10 protein-coding genes and 2 pseudogenes are annotated in these 13026 nt (G+C 69.8%); 5 read left to right on the plus strand and 7 right to left on the minus strand.

What is annotated here, in order from left to right; genetic code table 11:
- Positions 1–197 precede the first annotated feature (197 nt).
- Positions 198–1091 (minus strand): S1 family peptidase, encoded by an 894-nt coding sequence (locus ACFUN8_RS34335; protein ID WP_383646518.1) that lies wholly within the window; start codon positions 1089–1091, stop codon positions 198–200.
- Positions 1092–1929: 838 nt separating this feature from the next.
- Between ACFUN8_RS34335 and ACFUN8_RS34340 the strand changes: the two genes are divergently transcribed.
- From ACFUN8_RS34340 to ACFUN8_RS34350, 3 genes are read left to right on the plus strand one after another with little or no spacing between them, the layout of a single operon-like run.
- Positions 1930–2832, plus strand: a complete 903-nt coding sequence (locus tag ACFUN8_RS34340; protein ID WP_383646521.1) for a phosphotransferase family protein — start codon at positions 1930–1932, stop codon at positions 2830–2832.
- 38 nt (positions 2833–2870) lie between these two features.
- The gene (locus ACFUN8_RS34345) at positions 2871–3641 is read left to right on the plus strand and encodes a 2-phosphosulfolactate phosphatase (protein ID WP_383646541.1); all 771 of its coding nucleotides are present in this window, start codon (positions 2871–2873) and stop codon (positions 3639–3641) included.
- 10 nt (positions 3642–3651) lie between these two features.
- Entirely contained in the window at positions 3652–4395 is a 744-nt protein-coding gene (locus tag ACFUN8_RS34350; protein WP_383646524.1) for a VOC family protein, read from the plus strand.
- Between the two features lie 81 nt (positions 4396–4476).
- Here ACFUN8_RS34350 and ACFUN8_RS34355 read toward each other — a convergent pair whose 3' ends face one another.
- The 3 genes and pseudogenes from ACFUN8_RS34355 to ACFUN8_RS34365 form a co-directional block, all read right to left on the minus strand.
- Positions 4477–7629, minus strand: coding sequence for a discoidin domain-containing protein (locus tag ACFUN8_RS34355; RefSeq protein ID WP_383646527.1), 3153 nt, complete (start codon positions 7627–7629; stop codon positions 4477–4479).
- 191 nt (positions 7630–7820) lie between these two features.
- Positions 7821–8236 (minus strand): annotated as a pseudogene (locus tag ACFUN8_RS34360) (GNAT family N-acetyltransferase).
- Positions 8237–8620: 384 nt separating this feature from the next.
- Entirely contained in the window at positions 8621–9010 is a 390-nt protein-coding gene (locus ACFUN8_RS34365; RefSeq protein ID WP_383646529.1) for an SH3 domain-containing protein, read from the minus strand.
- Positions 9011–9468: 458 nt separating this feature from the next.
- On the opposite strand from ACFUN8_RS34365, the gene ACFUN8_RS34370 reads away from it, so the two are divergent.
- Positions 9469–9993: a hypothetical protein gene (locus tag ACFUN8_RS34370; RefSeq protein WP_383646532.1), complete on the plus strand. Its 525-nt coding sequence runs from the start codon at positions 9469–9471 to the stop codon at positions 9991–9993.
- Positions 9994–10218: 225 nt separating this feature from the next.
- On the opposite strand, the gene ACFUN8_RS34375 is transcribed toward ACFUN8_RS34370, so the two are convergent.
- Both ACFUN8_RS34375 and ACFUN8_RS34380 read right to left on the minus strand, forming a co-directional pair.
- Entirely contained in the window at positions 10219–10572 is a 354-nt protein-coding gene (locus ACFUN8_RS34375; RefSeq protein WP_383646534.1) for a PRC-barrel domain containing protein, read from the minus strand.
- A gap of 310 nt (positions 10573–10882) precedes the next feature.
- Positions 10883–11417: pseudogene (locus ACFUN8_RS34380) on the minus strand (CocE/NonD family hydrolase C-terminal non-catalytic domain-containing protein); the annotation flags it as partial.
- A 123-nt stretch (positions 11418–11540) separates the two neighbouring features.
- Here ACFUN8_RS34380 and ACFUN8_RS34385 point away from each other — a divergent pair.
- Complete coding sequence (locus tag ACFUN8_RS34385) at positions 11541–12029, plus strand: NUDIX hydrolase (protein WP_383646536.1); 489 nt, start codon at positions 11541–11543, stop codon at positions 12027–12029.
- Between the two features lie 27 nt (positions 12030–12056).
- Here ACFUN8_RS34385 and ACFUN8_RS34390 read toward each other — a convergent pair whose 3' ends face one another.
- Positions 12057–12467 (minus strand): ATP-binding protein, encoded by a 411-nt coding sequence (locus ACFUN8_RS34390; RefSeq protein WP_383646539.1) that lies wholly within the window; start codon positions 12465–12467, stop codon positions 12057–12059.
- Positions 12468–13026 lie beyond the last annotated feature (559 nt).

Raw genomic sequence — 13026 nt, forward strand, 5'->3', positions numbered from 1 at the left:
ACTGCGCCGCCACTTCACCCCCAGGGTAGGCGGCCCCCGGGAAAAGTCCCGCCGCACTTTCCGCCCCCTGCCCACGGCGCCCGTGGGGGGGTACGGCGACGGCGCACCGCGCTGTGTGCGCGGTCCGCCGGTGGTGCGTCAGTGCACGGGGCTCCTGGGGCTCAGCCGGCCATCACCCCCGAGCGCCGGTGGTGGGGCTAGAGGATCGTGGCGCGGTAGACGCTCAGGGCCTCCGTGACGGGCTGGTAGAACGTGGTGCCGCCGGAGGAGCAGTTGCCGCTGCCGCCGGAGGTGAGGCCCAGCGCGGTGTTGCCGGAGAAGAGCGAGCCGCCGCTGTCACCGGGCTCGGCGCAGACGTTGGTCTGGATCATGCCGTAGACGATGCCGCTGGAACCGTAGTTGACCGTGGCGTTGAGGCCCGTGACCGAGCCGCCGCGCAGACCGGTGGTGCTGCCGCTGCGCTGCACGGACTGGCCCACGAACGCGTTGCCCGCCGACGTGATGTCACGGTACGTGCCGTTGTACAGGTAGACCCGGCCGTCCGCCGCCGACGGGTTCGAGTGGCGGATGATGCCGTAGTCGTTGGTCGGGAAGCTGGTACCGGTGCGCGTGCCTATGGACCAGCTGGCGCCGATGTTGGTGCAGTGACCGGCCGTCAGCGCGTGGGCCACACCGCCGACCGACACGTTGAAGCCGAGCGAACAGCGGCTGCCGCTCGTGGTGATGGCCTCGCCGCCGGCGATGAGCGGGCTGAACTTGCCGTTGGTGCGGTTGACGCTGAGGTCGGCCTTGGAGTCCGCCAGGGCGTCCTTGACCTCGGCCAGTTCGGCCTTCGACACGGTGCTGTCGATGGTCACGACGATCTTGCCGGTGCTGGCGTCGGTGTACCAGGCGGTGCCGGCCACGTCAGCTTCGAGTACGGCGGAGCTGGCGTCGGCGAGCTGCGAGGTGGACGCCTTGACCTCGGGGGCCGGGGCGGCGATGGCCGAGGGGGCCGCGAGCGCGACGGCGGTCACCAGACCGGACGCCACGGCGAGGAGCCGCGCGCGTCTGGACGGGCCGTTGAGGGGGGAGAAGCGCTTGAAGGTCACGAGATCCTCCGGAGTCATGGGGGATGGACAGCCCGTCGGGTGGAGCGGGCAGTCGGTGTGCGCAGGCCCCCGACCAGCGATCGCCGGGCGTGGACCTGTCAAGCTGCGCGGATCGAATCGTTGACGGCTACGGCTCCCGAGACAAGGCCGACTTCCGGACCACGGGCGGAGAATCGCTCTGAGCGCGGACGCCCCGCTCCGGAGCCCCGGCCGGGGCGCGTGCCCGCGCTCGGCGGAGCACATCGAGGCTGTGCTGCAAAGAGCCTGCGGGCTGCCGGACTTGTGCGATCCGTTTCGGAAACTCCCGTTGCGGGTTACGGATTTGAGCCTATTTGCAGTCTCTTTGCATTTGATTGCAACGGGTCGCATCGCGAACACAGACGGTTCGCCGCCCGGCCGGTCGCCTGATGCGGCTGGTACGTACTGCGCCCACCGGGGCTTCCGCGTCAGGCGGTACGGCTTCCGCGACTGGGGCATTTACCTGCCGTTCAAATGAATTGCCTACGTATTCGAGATGGCCGAATCTTTACCTCCGCCCCCAAAGCGCCGCCGCTCTTAGGCCCGAATACGTCCGGAGGCGCGCTCTTGCCGACGGCCGACGGGGTGTGCAGCGAAGACCTGGGGAGCGATCCGACGTCGGCCGCGCGTCGAGGCGCGAGCGCCGAGTCGCCCGGCGTCGGCACCGGCACCGGCACCGGCCGGAGAGCCGGGCCGGAGAGCCGCCGCTTCCCTGCGGCACACCAAAAAGCTTTTGTGCCTGCCTTCGTCCGGATGATGGGGTGGCGCGGTGACCAACCACGATGATGCGGCGGCTGTCCGAACGTTGACCCTGGCTTGGGTGACCGGGCAGCTGGAGGTCGGCGAACGGGTCGTCAGAGCCGAGGCGCTGCACGGCGGTATCACCGCCGAGATGCGACGGCTGACGATCGGCACGCGCGACGGAGCCACCCGTGACCTGGTGCTCCGGACCTTTGTCGACGTGGCGGACGCCGAGGACTCGCTGAACAGGGAGGCCGGCGCCCTGACCCTGCTCCCGGGGACCGGTGTGCCGGCACCTGGACTGGTCGCGTTCGATCCGACCGCCGCGCAGTGCGAGCATCCATCGCTCCTTATGACACACCTTTCGGGCCGGACGGTCCTCGAGGACGAGGGATTGGAGACGCGCGTCCCTCTGCTGGCCCGTCAGCTCGTGGCGATCCACGCGTTGCGGCCCCTCCAACGGCCCGGGAAGTACGTGGCGTTGACCACCGCCGACACCGTCGTGACGCCGAAGGGCGCCGACGCGGCGGCATGGGCCGCGGCGATCGACGTGATCCGAAAGCCCGCGCCACCCTGGCAAGGGCGGTTCCTGCACGGGGACTTCCACCCCGGCAACGTGCTGTTCGAGGTGCCGCCCGCAAGCCCGGCGGGTGCCCGGATCACCGGCGTCGTCGACTGGACGGCGACCTCCTGGGGCCCTGCGGACCTCGACGTCGCGCACTGCTCCACCGATCTCGCGCTGCTGCACGGCCCGGCGTGGGGTCTGCGGTTCGCCGAGGCGTACGAGGAGGCCGGCGGGGTGCTGGCCGCGACCGCGAGCGAGCGGCTGTACTGGCGGGTACGGGACGGGCTGGCGTTCTCGGAAGAGGTGCGGTTGGTGGCGCAGCCATGGCGGGAGGCGGGCAGGACAGAGCTGACGACGCGAGCCGTGGAGAAGCGGCTGGACGCCTACGTCACCGCCCTGATGGACACGCTCCGGTGAGCCTGCCCATGCCCGTCCCGGGGCGCCGGAATGGCGCGGTGGATCATCACTTCGTCGGCATCCCCGAGTTGACCGGCGTTCCCCGTGTCGCGGTCGTCATCGACGTCATGCGCGCCTTCACCGTGGCTGCCTGGGCCTTCTCACGTGGTGTCGAGAGGATCGTCCTGGCCTCGACGGGGAGCGAGGCACTCGCCTTGAAGGAGAGGCACCCGGGCTGGCTGGCTCTGAAGGACGGAGCGCCGGCGCCGGGCTTCGACGCGGTGAACTCACCCGGCTTGCTCAGATCACGCGACTTCGCCGGTCGCACGCTGGTGCAGAAGACGACGGCAGGCACCGTGGGCGCGCTGGCCGTCGCGAACGCGCCGCTGGTCCTGTGCGCGAGCTTCGTGGTGGCCGGCCCGACCGCGCGGTTCCTGCGGACCAAGGATTCGGGTCCGGTGACGTTCGTGGTCACCGGCGAGGCAGGCCGGGCCGACGAGGATCTGGCCTGCGCCGAATACATTGGCCAATGTATGACCGGAGGCGATGTCGAGTCGGCCCCGTATCTCCGTCGCGCGCGGACTTCCCGTGCGGCGGCGGACCTTGCCGGTGGGCTGCGGAGCGGATACCACCCGGATGATGTCGAACTCTGTCTGGAGATCGACAGGTTCCCCTTCGCGATGCTGGCTCGCCAGGAAGAGTCCCTGACGGTGCTCCGTCCCGTTGCGGTGCCCGACATCGCGCCGCCCGGTCTCCACCGACCCACTGCCCCCATGCCCCACTGGCAGAGCCGTGGGCCGTTCGGACGTCGGCGCGCAGCGGGTGCATAGGATCGCCGGCATGCCACTGCGACCTGTGCAGGTGAACATCAAGGCTCTTGACGACCTGGCGGTCGGCCGGTTCTGGGCGGAGGCGCTCGGCTGGAGCGCCTACAAACCCGGCGTGACCACCTACGTCGGACCCGCCGGCGGCCTCGTCTGGCCGGACGCGGTCGCCGTCGGCGTCAACGTCGTTCCCGTCCCGGAACCCAAGACGACCACCAAGAACCGTACGCACCTCGATCTCGCCACCACCTCCGGGGCCCATCAGGCGGAACTCGTCGCACGCCTCCGGGCCCTCGGTGCGACACCCACCGACGTGGGCCAGGGCGACGTGCCGTGGACCGTCCTCGCCGACCCCGAGGGCAACGAGTTCTGCGTACTGGAACCTCGGGAGGTCTATCTGGACACCGGCCCGATCGCCGCTCTGGTGGTCGACTGCGAGGACCCGCGGGCCATGGGCCGCTTCTGGGGCGAGGCGACGGACTGGGCCCTGCACGAGGCGACCGACGATCACGCGGTGCTGCGGTCCGCCAACGGGGTCGGCCCGTATCTCGAATTCCTCCGCACGCCCGGCGTGAAGACCGTGCCGGACCGTGTCCATCTCGACCTGCTGCCGTACCCCGGTGACGACAGAGCGGCGGAGGTGTCACGGCTGCGGGACCTCGGCGCCACCGACCTCGACCTCGGCCAGGGCGATGTCCCGTGGACGTGCCTGGCCGACCCGGAAGGCCACGAGTTCTGCGTCCTCGCCCCGTCGTCCTGACGCAGGGCATTGGTGAGCGACAGCCACGACAGAGTGTCGTGGCCGTCGTCGCCAACCTCGCGAGATCACTCGCCGCAAGGATCAGACGGCAGGCAGCACGGCGAGCGAGACCACACGCGCGTCGTTACGACCCCGGCCCCGGATCCGCAGAGCGACATAACGGGCCGTGCCCTTCGCGGCCAGCGTCGCGTCACGGCCCCTGGTGCGGAAGGTCCCGGCCGGTTCGTACGTCAGACCGTCCGTGCTGAACTCGGCCTCCGCCGACGGTGCCCGGCCTCCGGTCCAGTCGATCCGGAGCCCGCCGATCGCCGTCGGCGCCCCGAGATCGACCACCATGCGACCGCCGGCCCCCGGACTCCAGGATGTGTGCGGGTCACCGTCGACCACCGCCGCCGGGTCGGACATCCCGGCCGGGAGCGGCGCCGTCGGGAAGGTGACTCGGCCGAGCGCCAGGTCGGTGAGGGGGTACGCGGTGGTGCCGGGCACCTTCACCTGCTCGGTACGCCCGCGGCGCACGCTGACGTGCGTCGTGCGCCCGCCCACTGGCGTGACCAGCAGACGGCAGGAGGGCCCGGTGAACCGGAGCGTGGCCGCGTCGACGACCTCGACGCGCAGCCCGGCCGGAACGCGCCCGCCCGCACTCGGGCGCACGACGAAGCGAGCGGGCGTCACCTCCGCGCGGGCGGCGGGGAGATCGGCCCGGTATTCGGTGCCGTCGGCGGTCACCGTCTGCGTACCCGCGTACAACCGCACCGAGCGGGTGTCCTGCGGCACGGTCACGGTGGTGGTCACCGCGGCGGCCGACAGGTTGAACAGGCTGAGGTGCCCTCCGGCGGTGCTCGCGCGTACGTCGGGGTGGTCCGAGACGGGTGCCTCGCGTCCCGCCGCCGCCTTCACCTCGGACGGGTCACCGTTGACGTAACCCTCCACGACCACGGCCTCGGCCGGCCCGTCGGAGAGGATCAGCGTGTCACCGTAGACGGCGAGCGCGTTCTTCGCGCCCCGTACGACGAGGCCCGCTCGGCCGTCGACCGAGACCCAGCCGCCGGTGCTGGTGAGGTCGGCGTCCGGGTAGCGCGCCAGGTCCGTCCAGGTCTTTCCGTCGGCCGAGCCCTGGAGGCGGTACGCGCGACCGGCTGCGGACTCCCAGCGCAGGGTGACACGGTCGAACTCCCGCTCCTGTCCGAAGTCCACGGTGATCCAGCTGTCCGCCCGTGGACGGTCGGCGACGGAGACGGCCCAGCGCGTCGCGAGGTCGCCGTCGACGACCAGCGCCGCGCCCTTGCCCGTGTCGGAGGACGAGGCGGTCGCGGTCGCGCCCCGGGCGAGGTCGGCTCCCTCGGCGCCGTCGCGGACCTCGATCGCGTAGAGGGAGTAGCCGTACCTCGGGTCCGGACTTATCCCCTGCATCCGCAAGTGCCGGTAGGAAGCCTTGGTGATGGTGGTCTCGTCCGTGCGCCCGCCGGGCGTCGGAGGCACGGTGCCGCTGTCCTTGGCGGCGACGGTGGTCGCCCCCTCGGCGGCGGTGTACGTACGGCCGCCGTCAAGACCGGCGATACCCGGCATGGTGAAGTTGCGCACCTCGAAGTGGCCCTCGCCGGCGGAGACGCCGCTCGTCGCGTAGACGACGTCCCCGGAGGGAAGAGTGGTGAACCCCGCGAAGCCGGTGGGCAGCGTGAGCAGCGTGGCGGTGCCGTCGAAACCGTCACGGACTTCGCTGTACGTGGTGACGGAACGGGACGCGGGCTTGGCGGAGGTCGCGGGAAGGAACATGGGTGTGGACCCGCTGAGGGCGAACAGCCAGTCGTCGTGGGCGGGCTGCCAGGCGAACTTGACGAAGCCGGGCTTGCTGACAGCCGCTGCCCAGGCCGCCGGCGACTGATGCGCGACGAGGCCCGGTTCGCTGCCGAAGTCCCTTACGCCGCTGGCCCGTTCGAACAGTTCCCGCTCGGTGAGGGGACGTACGGCCTTGCCCTGTGCGGCCCGCCACTCGTGCAGCAGATAGCTGATGGCGATCTCGGCGCGGGCCTCCGGCTCGTACTTCGGTTCGCCGGAGAACTTGGTCAGTCGGTTGACCGGCGCGTACGCCTGGTAGGCGTCCAGGCGCTCGGCGAGCGCGGCCTCGGCGCGGGCGGCGGCCCGGTCCCCGAGTACTTGGGCGAGGAACGCGATGGGGATGACGTCACGTCCGTAGAGGTGCTCACGGTCGTTGACCATCGGCATCAGCGGCTCACCCGAGTCGCTCATCACCAGGAGGAGGGTTTCCCAGAGGAGACCGGCATTCGGCTGGGACGTGAGGACTTCGGGCATCGGCCGGCCGGCGGTGACGAAGTGGGCGGCGTTGCGTCCGGACGTCCGCCACAGCTCGGACTGGTAGTGCGGGCCGAACGAGCCGTGGTTCTCGACGATGAAGGTGTCGTAGAGGTTCTGCGCGGTGTTGTCGCTGACGGCAACGCCGTCGACCAGCGCCGGATTCACGCGGTCCGCGGCCGGCAGTCCGGCTTCGTTACGGCTCCACCGGCCGAAGGCGTCCTTCCACTGCCCGTACTTCGCGTTCTTGGGCGCCCAGGCAAGACCGGGGGCCAACGACTGCGCGTAGACGCCCATCTCCTCCAGCTTCGTGTCGCCCACGAATCCGCCGGTGAGACCGTGCGGCGTCCAGCCTCCCGACGCGGGGTCGTCACCCGTGCCGAGACCGGTGGTGAACTCGGCCTGCGCTTGCACGATCGTGTCGACGTTGTCGCGTGTGGCACTGTCCAGCCGGTCCCAGAGAAGGCGCGCCGCGAGGACGAAGTAGAGCTGGAAAGTGGTGTCGAAGAAGAGGGTGCGGCCCCATTCGGTGCCACCGGTGAGGCGGTTCGAGGCGGCGAAGTGCTTGATGGTGTCGACGGTGCGCTGGAGCAGGGTCTTCTCGTCGACGCCGGCTCGCTCGGCGTCGTACGTACCGCGGGTGAGCAGCAGCGCGTTGCCGAGGACGACGGCGAAACCGAAGTCCTTGGCGGTGTAGTACCCCTTGGCCGCGTCCCACTGGGTCTCGGACCAGCGGGTATGGGTGAGCAGTACCCGGTAGTAGGTGTCGGCGATGTCGTCGGGGGCGGCGGGGCGGCCGGTGACAGACCGGCCGTCGGCCACGGCCGATGACACGCCGAGGGACGAAGCCGTCGCCAATGCCACGGTCAGGCCCGTCAGTTGGGCGAATCGGCGCCTGCTCAGCTCGGCCGGGTGGTTGTTCACGCGGATACGCCTCCTGGTACGAAATCGAAGACAACGTTGTCAACGTCGCGCTCATTCTTCGTATCCGAAGTCGAAACCGTCAAGACCCTGAACGCGCGCATCGCTCCGGTGCGCACCGGCATCGCTTCCGGGGGCCCGCCGACCTGCACTTACCAGGCGGACGGACGTCCACACGATCCGCCTCCGCGCGCTCAGCCGGACGGCGTGACCGAGGGCCGTACGCCGAACCACTGCTCGGCGCCGTACTCCTCGAACCGTTTCACCTCGGTGAACCCCAACTTCGCCGCGAGCCGCATCGCGCGGTCGTTGGCGGTCCGGGTGAAGAGCACCACCGGCTCGCCGGGAAGCGCGTCGGCGAACCAGCCGAGTGCCCGATCATCGCGCCGTCGAGATCGACCACGAAGAGACCGGGGCGCCGCCCGGGTGCCTCAGGCACCGCACGCTCCAACTCGGCGCGCGGTCGACACCCACCGGTGAAGGCCCCCACCTCCGGCGACGCGAACAACTCGATGAACGCGGCGCGGTCGCGGGCCTCGGACTCCCGGAGCACGAGCCGTTCGGTCCCGATCGGGGCGGGCGGCCAGGCGACGGGCCCGAGTTCAGTCATGCCGGAAAACGTATCGGACGCCCACCGGGAGCCTCGGACGGCCGAAGGCAGTAACGGGCAGCGGCTTCCGACCGTCGCACGCGGTGTGCCGGTCATTGCTGCGACGGGACCAGGCGGTGTCCTGGCGATCATGAGCGAAGCCGGAAGTGGCTCAGGCCGCTCCCGCTGGGCCTGCGCCGGTCGTACCCGCCGGACGGCGCCAAGCCCCCCAACCCATGGGCCGTTCGTGCTCGTCCGCCATTGCGCGTACGAGCACGAACGGCCACCCGGCAGCGACTAGCGCGCCTCACGTCGAGCAGCTTCCCGAACCGCTCGGCGTCTTCCTCCGTAGCAGCTCAGCTCACGAGCGAGGGCGTCGTGGAGCGGCGTCGTCGGACGACATGGCTAGCACCACGGCGGGACCACCCCGTTCGCGTTCTCCACCCAGCGGGCGGCCACGTAGCCGCTGCCGTCCTTGAGCAGGTACCAGCGGGGGTTGCCTTCCACGGACTCGCCGTTGACCTTGCAGTCCAGGTTGATGATGGTGCCGTACGGGATGGAGCGGACGGGCGTGCCGCCCGTGTTCGGGTGCTTGCGCACGTTGAGCGACGGCTTGGCGATGACACGGCCCTTGGGGACGACGACCGCGGGGGCCTGGCCGGCCTCGGCGGTGACGATGGGGCCCGGGCCTGCCGGGTGGCCCGCGGCCACGGCGGGAACGGCCAGCGCCGTCCCTGCCAGTACGACCCCGGCGAGCAGGGAGGTGATCCGGTACCCGGTGTGCGGTGCGCGCATGATGGGTTCCTTCTTGTTCGGTGAGCCCCCGGGACCTCCCCGGCTGCAACCCCTTCATGGCACGGACCTGGCACGGCGAGGCGCCATCCCGTGCAGGACACGCCATTCCCACCCGAACGGCGGCACCGGCAAGGCGCCGACCGGTCGATCCTGGTATGCGTGCGCGGGGGCCCGGCGACGGATGCGTCGACCTTGTTCCCGGCCGGGTCGGCGATCAGATGTGGACGACATGGACGACGGGGCCCACATCACACGCGACAGGCGCACAGTCTGGGCAGTCGCTGACCTGCACATTTACGACTCCTCCCGCACTCCTGCGCCACCAACGAAGCAGAGTGACACCACTAATGACTCCCGATGGCACCATTCATGTGCCATGATGGCGATGTGGTTGACGCACCGGGCCCGCAGGGCAAGCGGTGCGCGTTTCTCGGAGTGAGTAATCAGGGGGTCGGATCATGGAGACAACACAGAGCCAACAGCAGGCGGCACCCGGCGCCTTCATAGCCTTCGCCCGCTTCGTGCTCTGCGGCGGCGGGGTGGGGATCGCCTCCAGCTTCGCCGTGGCGGCTCTCTCCTCCTCGATCCCCTGGGTCCTGGCCAACGCCGTGATCACCGCGGTCTCCACGCTCCTCGCCACCGAGTTGCACGCACGCTTCACCTTCGGCGCGGGCGGGCGCGCGACCTGGCGTCAGCATGCGCAGTCGGCCGGGTCTGCCGCAGCCGCGTACGCGGTGACCTGCCTGGCGATGTTCGTCCTGCAGCAGTTGGTCGCGGCGCCCGGTGCGGTAGTTGAGCAGGTCGTCTACCTCTCGGCCTCCGCACTCGCCGGTGTCGCGCGGTTCGCGGTGCTGCGCCTCGTGGTCTTCGCGCGGAATCGCTCGCAGGCCGTGGCGCCCGCCCGCAGCGCACCGCCCGTGCACTCGACCGTGGCCCCCGCCTCGGCCCCGGCCGACCCCTCGGCACTCTGCTACGCCGCCTGACTCTTCCACCGGGGGCGACGTGCCACTCCCAGAAGTGACCGACCGCCGAACGTGCCGTCGCATCGAATCCGGTCAATCGGCGATTGAATCAATTGAAAATTGAGAGGATGACCATCCTCTCCTCGCCGTCGATCCGCCAATTTCCCGAACCCCCTTCGGACGGCATACGAGTGGGGCGGACCGAAAAGTACCCGGTCCGCCCCACTCGGCCTGCAATGCTCCACGTCAGCGGGGGCGGTGGCCCTCGTAGTAGCCGCCGACCTGCTGGTGATATCCCGTGTCGCCGACATGCTTGTCCTTGTCGAACTCCGGGGAGCCCTTGATCTGGTCCTTGGTGAGATCGACGAAGACCGTGCGCGCGGCCTGGTCCACCGTGCGTACGACGCCGGCCGGCAGCAGAACGTGCTTGCCGAAGATCCAGACGCCCGTGTCGACCACGAGGTACGAGGAGCTGACGTCGTCGGAGTGCTTGTCGACCTTGCCGATGCTGCCGTCGGTCGCCTCGACCTTGTAGCCGATCAGGTCGGTGCCCGCGGTGTGGCCGGCGGTCGGCTGGTAACCCCAGATGTTGTCACTCATGAAACGTCTCCCTCACACATAGAAATGCTTTCCCAGCACTAAGAACTGACAGCTGGGCGGAATTCGCGCTCCGTCCGTTCAACGGCGAACGCTTTCCCTGACTCACCGCGTGCCCGACGATTCGGGCCTCACACACCCTGCCGCCCAAAATGAATTCCGGCGTCGGTCGCGACGGCCCGTCCCCACCGATCCCCACGTGCGCATTTCCGCAGGCGACAAGCCGAAAATTTCCCTGGGGCAACTGTTGGACCGGATGGATCTGATGAATCAGAGGCAATGTGGCGGCCGTCACAGCAGGTCGCGCGGACCCGATCCTCAACTCGGCGTTGTAGTCGACCAGATCACGCGTCACCTCCCAACGCTGTTCCGTCTCGGTGTGCCCTCTGGCTCGTCGAACGGGCTCCGGGCGAGGCCGTCAGGAGCGGTGGTCGGCCGTACCGGCAGCGTCAGGGTGCTCGCCCCCTCGTATACGAGACGCGGGTGGTGCTGCCGTCCGGGGACACGTCCGACAGGCGGGCGGCGACCGTGGCGACCGGTTCATTGACGGACAGCTCCAGCTCGACGGTGGCCGAGCCGAGGATCTCCACCGTCTCGGTGAGCCGTTCGGTGTCGAAGACCAAGGACCCGCCGTCCTCCTCGTTCGGTGACGGCCAACTCGGCTCGGCCACCCGGCGTCCGGGCCGCTCCTCGTACGACGTGGAGGGCGGCACACTCTCCTGCATCCACGTCCGGAGCATGGGGCCGTCCATGACGCCGTTGTCCTCGCCCTTGAGCCAGTGGTCCCACCAGCGCACGACCTCCTGGAGGTAGCCGATGGCGGGGCCGGGTTCGCCCAGGTGCCACGGGTCCTCTTCCGTCGGTTGCGGGGTGCACTCCGTGTACCCCGGTGCCGACGCTCAACCAGAGGTGCCCTGCGGGCGCATAGGCCGACGGGCTTCCCTGCCAGGTGAGTTGGGAAGGATCGGAACGTGGCCCGCTCCGAGGACCAACCGCTCGTCACCGATGACCGTGGCAACACCCTGCTCTTCTTCACGCGGGGAGACGAGGCGGCGCCGCCGACGGATGCGCCGCTGCCGGCGGCGCTGGTCGCTCTCTGGCGAGCCGACCGGGTCCTCATGGTCTTCGACCGGTACCGCCAGTCCTGGGAACTTCCCGGCGGGCGCGTCGAGCGGGGCGAATCACCTCGTCAGGCGGCCGTGCGTGAGCTGTGGGAGGAGAGCGGGCAGGAGCCCGACGAACCTCTGCGGTTCGTCGGCTATGCGCGATGCGTACTGGCGCCCGACCAACGAGCCGAATACCTGGCGGTGTTCGCAGGTCACTGTGGTGAGGCCCGCGCCTTCCGGGCCAACGAGGAGACCACAGCCATTGACTGGTGGGACCTTCTGGAAGCTCTCCCCGGACGGACGCAGCCCCTGGACGCCTGTCTCGCCGAGCTCACGCGCCCGCCCCGACGCTGAGACGGGGCGGGGGCTCGTGGCCGCGTGTCAGCACGGGAGGACGGCGTGGATGGTTTTTCCCCGGCCGGGGCCGGGGGTGATGGTCACGTTGCTGGCGAGGCGCCGGATCATGTGCCAGCCGAAGCCTCCGGTGCCGCCGTCGAGGTCCGGGGTCCGCTCGCGCGGAGTAAGTGGACTGGGGTCGCTGACGGCGACGTGTACGGCGCCCGGGTCGGCGGTGAGTTCCAGGGTGTAGCGGCCGCCGCCGTGGCGAAGTGCGTTGGTGGCGAGTTCGGACACCACGAGGGCCAGGATGTCGGCACTGGTGGTGTCGGGGGCGGGTCGGAGGCCGTTGACGAACGCGCGGGCCACGTCTCGGGCCCGGGAGACGCCGGCCGGGTTGTCGTCCGCGATCACAAGACTCGCCGGAGCCGCTACAGCGGTCGTGGTGCCGTTCATGCGCTTCACCCACCTGTTTCCGGTTGCTGCGCTGAAGTGGGCTTGTGCCCGGTCCATCAGCCTTCACACACTCCTCGGAGAAGCTTTCCCGTGCATTCGGGTGACAGGACACCGCCCTCCTGCCACGACAGAAAATCTGTCGTGGCAGGAGTAGACATCTGACTTTCCGTGGGGCTAACGTTCTTCTCGTAGCCAGACAGCGAAAAGGGCACGGCAGACACGAACTGCCGTGCATGCAGGTCAAGCAGGTTGTGGAACGGCAGTGGAGTGGCGGGGCCGGAATCGGTGGGTCCCACGACTGGCTGCCGGGCCGTGCGGCCCGAGGGGCCGCAAGCAGTCCCGCAGGAACCAGCAGTACGACCCGAAGGAAGTGAGGAGTAGACACCGTCAGGATCGCCCGGGCGGGCAGCACGACGCTCGGGTACCGCAGGCCCCAGAACGGAAGGTGGTCCCCGGTCACGCATACGCGATCCCCGCAGCCCCGCCACATCCCCCGGGCGGCAAGCGGAAAACGAAGGCCGACGCACACGGTCGGCAGATGGTGTTGAAACCCCGGGCC

Source organism: Streptomyces sp. NPDC057307, assembly GCF_042667665.1.
Taxonomy (GTDB): Bacteria; Actinomycetota; Actinomycetes; order Streptomycetales; family Streptomycetaceae; genus Streptomyces.

Coding starts and splice junctions, on each gene's coding strand:
- ACFUN8_RS34370 (WP_383646532.1), top strand. CDS start 9,469: ATGGAGACAACACAGAGCCAACAGCAGGCGGCACCCGGCGCCTTCATA.
- ACFUN8_RS34365 (WP_383646529.1), bottom strand. CDS start 9,010: ATGCGCGCACCGCACACCGGGTACCGGATCACCTCCCTGCTCGCCGGG.
- ACFUN8_RS34375 (WP_383646534.1), bottom strand. CDS start 10,572: ATGAGTGACAACATCTGGGGTTACCAGCCGACCGCCGGCCACACCGCG.
- ACFUN8_RS34350 (WP_383646524.1), top strand. CDS start 3,652: ATGCCACTGCGACCTGTGCAGGTGAACATCAAGGCTCTTGACGACCTG.
- ACFUN8_RS34390 (WP_383646539.1), bottom strand. CDS start 12,467: ATGAACGGCACCACGACCGCTGTAGCGGCTCCGGCGAGTCTTGTGATC.